This is a genomic window from Vibrio sp. 2134-1 (assembly GCF_033339495.1).
On the sequence record NZ_JAWOUS010000996.1, the window covers coordinates 1 to 509 of the forward strand.

The following is a 509-nucleotide window of genomic DNA, read 5'->3' on the forward strand; positions in this document are numbered from 1 at the left end:
GCTAAGATCCTCCTATTTTGTGTGGGTATGTGAGCAGGGTTACTTTAATACTTGCTCGATCTGACGAGCCTTTACTTGGCGGTTACTTGAAATTAATTCTTCAAGCCATGTTTGGTGGCCTTGTTGAGCCAGTTGACGAGCGACCAGTGTCGCTTCTTCAGATAATGCCATTTTCGCAATAAGAAACTGTTTCACTTCCGGCGATAATGGATTGGATTTGGTGAGTAAGCGAATCGCGTGAGGTTTGAGGCTTGGGTTGATCGTGGCATTCATCAACTGCTGCAAAGAGAAAGCATCTCCTGTATCAGCTAAGCGCTTGAGTTCCTGTTGGCTATTGTAATCGGCGCGCATTCGCCATAGTAAATCGTACATAGCTTTGTCTTGGCTGACTTGCGCCATACGAACGACCACTGCTGTGGACGGTAGCCAACTGGTGACATTCGCTTGAGTTAACTGCGTCGTTAAGGCTTTTAACGCACTTGGCGATAAGCTATCTAGCTCACGAATGA

General features: G+C 46.6%; 1 pseudogene. It reads right to left on the minus strand.

Features of this window, described 5'->3' with window-relative positions:
* Window positions 1–39 precede the first annotated feature (39 nt).
* Window positions 40–509: pseudogene (locus R7R78_RS29670) on the minus strand (hypothetical protein); the annotation flags it as partial.